Source organism: Acinetobacter sp. WCHAc060033, assembly GCF_004209125.1.
Lineage (GTDB): Bacteria > Pseudomonadota > Gammaproteobacteria > Pseudomonadales > Moraxellaceae > Acinetobacter > Acinetobacter wuhouensis.
The window spans coordinates 22,087-28,272 of the sequence record NZ_SGSW01000044.1 but is presented as its reverse complement, the minus strand read 5'-3'; the positions used below and the strand labels follow the sequence as shown (position 1 = coordinate 28,272).

Annotated in this window: 4 protein-coding genes; 3 read left to right on the top strand and 1 reads right to left on the bottom strand. The window is 35.3% G+C overall.

Translation table 11 applies throughout. The annotated features are described in order from the left end of the window. The first annotated feature begins 126 nt into the window (after positions 1–126). Both EXE10_RS16610 and EXE10_RS16605 read left to right on the top strand, forming a co-directional pair. Positions 127–780, top strand: a complete 654-nt coding sequence (locus tag EXE10_RS16610; protein ID WP_165383034.1) for a DUF4238 domain-containing protein — start codon at positions 127–129, stop codon at positions 778–780. Between the two features lie 29 nt (positions 781–809). Further along, complete coding sequence (locus tag EXE10_RS16605; protein ID WP_130114124.1) at positions 810–1,238, top strand: hypothetical protein; 429 nt, start codon at positions 810–812, stop codon at positions 1,236–1,238. A 119-nt stretch (positions 1,239–1,357) separates the two neighbouring features. Here EXE10_RS16605 and EXE10_RS16600 read toward each other — a convergent pair whose 3' ends face one another. Beyond that, positions 1,358–4,714, bottom strand: a complete 3,357-nt coding sequence (locus EXE10_RS16600) for a DEAD/DEAH box helicase (RefSeq protein ID WP_130114123.1) — start codon at positions 4,712–4,714, stop codon at positions 1,358–1,360. A gap of 193 nt (positions 4,715–4,907) precedes the next feature. Between EXE10_RS16600 and EXE10_RS16595 the strand changes: the two genes are divergently transcribed. Further along, positions 4,908–6,071, top strand: a complete 1,164-nt coding sequence (locus tag EXE10_RS16595; RefSeq protein ID WP_130114122.1) for an acyl-CoA dehydrogenase family protein — start codon at positions 4,908–4,910, stop codon at positions 6,069–6,071. Positions 6,072–6,186 lie beyond the last annotated feature (115 nt).

Genomic DNA, 6,186 nt, shown 5'->3' with positions numbered 1-6,186 from the left:
GAAATGTTTAATTAGACTGAAATAATTGCCAAAAATTCTTATTGTGATTGAATTACATTAATACTATAGATTAAGTTAATATATAAAAAGAAAAAATTGAAAAATGTTAAATTATCAGGAAATATGATGGCAGAAAAGAAAGGGCAACATTTAGTTCCAGCTTGTTATTTAGGCTCTTTTATTGCTGATATAGAGGAGTTAAAAAAAGAAAACCCAAAGGTTGAAGCTGGCATCTATGTTAATTCAAAGAAATTAGACTCTGGATGGAGAATGAAAGGTGTAAATCATGACATATTTAAAAAGTCATATTATTATAATTTACCAGAAGATGACTCCAAAAAACCATTTATAGAAAATTATTTGTCTAGTGTTGAAAGTAAAAATCTAAAAAAAGTAGAGGCGCGAGAAATCGATAATATGCTGATGTCTTTTTTATCATATTTTATGACTCTTCAGTTGATTAGGGTTGATAAGTTTATTACTGAAAATCAAAAAAATTGGGATCAAATTGCTAACAGCTGTGATATGTTTTGTGATGGAAATTACTATGAAAAATTATTTAAAAATATAGTTAAGAAGCAAATACCAATTTGCGATTTGGGTGAAATTCCATACCAAAATGCGCGAATTATTTATAATAATACTACATTCCCATTTATTAGTTCAGACAATCCAGTTATAAAAAGAGAAGTAAACAATGCTGATTTAAGTATGGTTATTCCAAATTCGTTAATTACTAATGACGTTAAAAATTCGAAAGAAAGCCCTTTTTTCCATTAACTCCATGGATTGCTTATATATCCTGTGATTTGATTCAGGCTGATAAGGTTATAGAGTTTGATAACAATAATTTAAAAAATATCTTTTATCTAAATTATTGGTCTATATTAAATGCTGATATCCATGTGTATTCTTCAGTAAAGGAACCATTAAAAGGTGAAGCCCAGCTATCCCAATATCTTATGATGACTTTTGACTCAAAAGAGAGTGTTGTTAAAATTTGTACAGAAAATACCCATTTTGTTCTTAAAGGTAAATTAGTTTCAAATACTGAAAACTCATTATCAATTATCTGTGACTCTAAAAATGAATTATCACAATTTGTATTAGGTGAGAAGATTTCTCTGGTTGAGGTTTTTAACAATAATAGTAGTATTTGTGGTATGAGATATTGTTCGATTCAAGCTTTAGATTTAAATGAGAAAAAAATAATTTTTGAATCAGATTTTAAATTATAGATATAAGAAATTAAGTTAAATTTTATTAGAATAAAGAAACCCCATCATCCTGATGGGGTTTTCTTCGTATTGATTTTATAAATGGAATTGGTTCTTACTTCAAAAATAGCTCTGAATCATCAATCCAACAAACTCATCACATCATCTTCAGAAAGCTCTACTTCATTTTCATGATCAATGCTGAGAATAGACTTGGCTAAATCTGCCTTACGATGTTGCAGGGCAAGAATTTTTTCTTCAATACTTTGATTGGTAATCAATTTATAAACAAAGACAGGTTTATCTTGCCCAATACGCCATGCACGATCTGAAGCTTGATCTTCAGCAGCAGGGTTCCACCAAGGATCATAATGAATAACAGTATCCGCAGCGGTTAAGTTCAGCCCTACACCACCAGCTTTTAAGCTGATTAGGAATACTGGAATATCACCATTTTGGAATGCGGTAATGACTTCATCACGTTTCTTTGTTTGCCCAGTAAGTTTAACACTCTTAATTTTTAAAGTTTTTAAGTGGTTTTCAATCAATTGCAACATGGTGGTGAATTGAGAGAAGATCAAAATCTTACGACCTTCTTCCACCATGCCTTGTACCATTTCCAATAATTGTTCTAGTTTTGCTGATTCTACATTTTGTGATTTAACTTGATCGAGATCCAATAAACTTGGATGACAGCAGACTTGGCGTAATTTCAATAAAGCACTCAAGATTTGAATTTGGCTACGATGAAACCCTTTGGCTTGAATCAATTCACGAATATTTTTTTGCATCGTCGCACGAACAGCTTCATACAATTTAGATTGCTGTTCATTCATGTCAATATTGACTTCAATCGTGGTTTTTTCAGGAAGTTCTTTGGCAACTTCAGTTTTTAAACGACGTAGCATGAACGGTTTTACACGTGAAACAAGTTTATTTTTAATATTAATATCGGCATGCTTTTCGATCGGATTGCGATATTTTTTATTAAATAATTCCTGACTATATAAGAATCCTGGCATTAAAAAGTGGAACAGCGACCAAAGCTCACCTAAATGGTTTTCCATCGGTGTGCCAGTGAGGCACAGACGATGTTTGGCTTTGAGCTGACGTACCACTTGTGATGCTTTTGCTCGTGGGTTTTTAATATTTTGCGCTTCATCCAAAATCAATAAATGATATTGATGAGGTAATAAAAACTCTTCATCTCGCCCAAGTAGCGGATAGGTACTGAGGACAATGTCTGCATCTTGAATTTCTTGGAAATGCTCTACGCGATCATGACCTTGTAGTACTAAGACTTTGAGTTCAGGAGTGAATTTCTCGGCTTCTTTACGCCAGTTATGCATCAAAGAGGTCGGTGCGATAATCAATGCAGGTGTTTTATTTAGACGCCCCGCTTGTTTTTCTAAAAGAATATGCGCAAGGGTTTGAGCTGTTTTACCTAGCCCCATGTCATCTGCAAGCACACCACCATGTTCAGTTTCTCGAAGGAATTGTAACCATGCCAAGCCTTGTTGTTGATAAGGGCGCAATTCACCTTGGAAACCTTTCGGTGTAGGAATATGCTGTTGGTAGCTATTTACCAATTTATCTACAAATAATTGTAGGCGCTCATTGGTATGCCACGGCATGCCCAAGTGATGCTGTAGGTCTAAAAATTGTGCAGCATCATACTGATCTAAAGAAGCAGATTCAGGATGGCGTAAAATTTCTTTTAGATAAACCAAAATTGGTTTGATGTCTTTCACTTTAAGCGCAAGTTGGCTCTCTGTTGCATCGAAGTAGACGACAATAAAACCATCTTCATTCAATTCATCAATATAATCATCTTCTAAAAGATGAGGATTATGTTCTACTGCATAACCGAGTAGGTCGATTAAGTTATAGGTGTTGCCATTCATATCTTGAATGGTTGCACCGACATTAAACCAATCTTGTTTTTGTTCAGATTCAGTCAATGCCAATTGCATATTTTGCGTTGATTTAAGATTAAATAGGCTATCTTTGGTATGTTCAACTTTCCATCCAAGCAATTCAATTTGATTTTCTGGAAGAAGTTGGCTGATCCATGCATTCGGGTCTGCACAGATAATTGAATTTTCAGTAATATCATCAAATGCTGGGCGCTTACTTTTAGGTATTTTATTGATCCATTGCGATGATTTGACCGAACGCATTAAGGCATCAATATGTGATTTTTCAGCATTTAAATCACGTTGTTGTTTAATGGTTTTTTCATTCACATTGGTAATAAAATTGTCTTCAATAAAGCCCGCTTTAATTCGCCCCGCAGGATATTCAAACTCAATTTCAGCAATTGCATAATGATGCATATGACCTAAGCGATCATATTGTGGATAGGTACCGAAACGTAAAATCGGTGTTGGTTTACCTGATAAGGTTTCGATATTTTGCGCAAATTGAGCTTGAGGTAGGTTTTCAAAAACAGGATAAGGCTGAATGACTTGCTCAAATTCTGCCAATAATTCAACTGGCATTTGTGGCATGTTTATGAGTTCATCAATCATTTCACTTGAATATGTTGAATCAAGTGCGCCAATTTGATTTTTTGAAATATCTAAATAGCTTGGTGGTTGCGAATGAACAATATAAATTTGCTTTGCATGTTCAGTCGAAATTTCAAAATCATCTTGATCAAAAAACTGTGCTTTTAATTTTTCAGTTTTTTCATCAGGACGTGATTGCCAATTGAATTCGATTCGATAGGTTTCTTCTGACCATGTTAATGCTGGTCGGATAATGTCTAAGCAGTAAACTTCACCCGTTTGAATCGCAGTTTTTAAATGATCCTGATAAATGCCTGATATATCCCATGACATCGGATAAAAATGTGCATTATTAAAATTTTGCTTGGCAAAGAAGTAAAGAGAACTAAACAGTTTCTTTTCTTGTTTTGAAACTTTTAATTTTTCATTCAAGACATTGTCATAGCTGGTATATAGGGTCGTGTCGCGAACCTTACCATCTTTATTACGTCGTGTTTTGAACACACTTAGTTGTAATTTGGTCGAGCCATTTTTAGGTTGAAATATATAAATCAGTTGATGTTGTTGATGAGCTTCAGCATGTTTAATTTGCTGTAATTGTACTTTAAATTGTTCTAGCCATAACTTTGCAGTCCCAAGTTTTGGATTACTTTTGGTGGCTTGAGTTTGATCCGTATTGTGAATGGTTTGAGGTGCAGAAGGATTAACCCCTTGATGATCATAAAAATAACGTGCCAGTGCTGCAGCATGTTTGCAATCGATTCCAACAGGGCAGCTACAATCCGTATCGACAATTTTATTTTTGAGTGGATTGAAAATAACGGCTGTTTCGTAGTAATCCGTGCCTTGAACTTGTGCTTCAATCACAAGATTATCGCGGTCAGGATAGATTTCTAATGATTTTAAATCAATTTTTTTGACGTAGCTAACGCTACGTTGAATGGTTGCAGTACTGAAGCGTGATAAAAATTGATTTAATGTTGCCATTATTTAGAAAGCTAAATTCAAAAATAGAGTTGGGGACAGTGTAACGGATTTTTCAGAATGAATCTGAAATTAATAAAAAATATTGAGCTAAATTGTCATATTTTTTCGAATAAATGAACATTTATGCAACTTCAAATTCATCAAAATCTGTCAGTATGAGTTCACTATAAAATAAAGCAGGATGCTGAGAACAATGAAGCCTAATCCAATTTACTATACAGATCAGCACTTTGCATTCGCAGATTCAGTTCGTAAGTTCGTTCAAAAAGAGCTTTTACCTTATGTCAATGAATGGGAAGAAGCTGAAACTTTTCCTCGCGAACTCTATAAACAAGCCGCTGATATTGGATTATTGGGGATTGGTTTTGATGAAAATTATGGTGGGATCGCAGGAACGGATGCTTTTCACGTTTTATTGTCCTCAATAGAACTCGCCAAAACAGGTTCAGGTGGCTTATGTGCATCTTTACTTTCACATTCGATTGGTGCACCACCAATCAATCATTTTGCCTCGCCTGAAATTAAGGAAAGTGTACTCACACAAATTTTGGCAGGTGAAAAAATTTCGGCATTGGCGATTACTGAGCCAAGTGGTGGTTCGGATGTAGCTGCTTTAAAAACTTCGGCAGTCCGTGATGGTGATGATTATATTTTGAGTGGTGAAAAGACCTTTATTACCTCGGGGATACGTGCAGATTATTATACGGTTGCAGTGCGTACTGATCCTGAAGCCAAAGGTCCCAATGGCATTTCCATGATTCTTGTGGATGCATATAGTCAGGGTATCACCAAATCTAAACTCGATAAGATGGGATGGTGGGCATCAGATACTGCCCATTTACATTTTGACAATGTCCGAGTACCTGCAAAGAATCTTTTGGGTGCGGAAAATATGGGTTTTCTTGTGATTATGAATAATTTCAACATGGAGCGTTTTTTCCTTGCAGCAAGTAGTTATGGTTTTGCATTGACGTGTTATGAAGAGGCTTTGGAATGGGCAAAAGAGCGTAAAACTTTCGGTAAACGTTTGGTCGATCATCAAGTGGTTCGTCATAAGTTGGTGGATATGGCGACTCGTTTAACCACAACTTTGGCGCTACTTGAGGATACGGCTTATCGTTTGGGCAAACCTGAGTTGCAGGGCAATGAGTTGATTGCACAGATTTGTATGTTAAAAAATGTCGCTACGCAAACGATGCAATTTTGTGCTGATGCAGCGGTACAACCCCTTGGTGGTATGGGGTTTATGCGAGGAACTAAGTCTGAACGTATTTATCGTGATGTAAAAGTGAATATGATTGGTGGTGGTGCTGAGGAAATTATGAAAGACCTTGCGAGTCGTCAGTTGGGGTATTGATTTTATTTAAAATCACGTATTTTCAATAGACTCCTAAAGTAGTTGAAAATGATTAGTAATTGATAGGGGAATTCAAATAGAAAGTCCCTTCTCCCTCAGGGATGAGGAGATAACT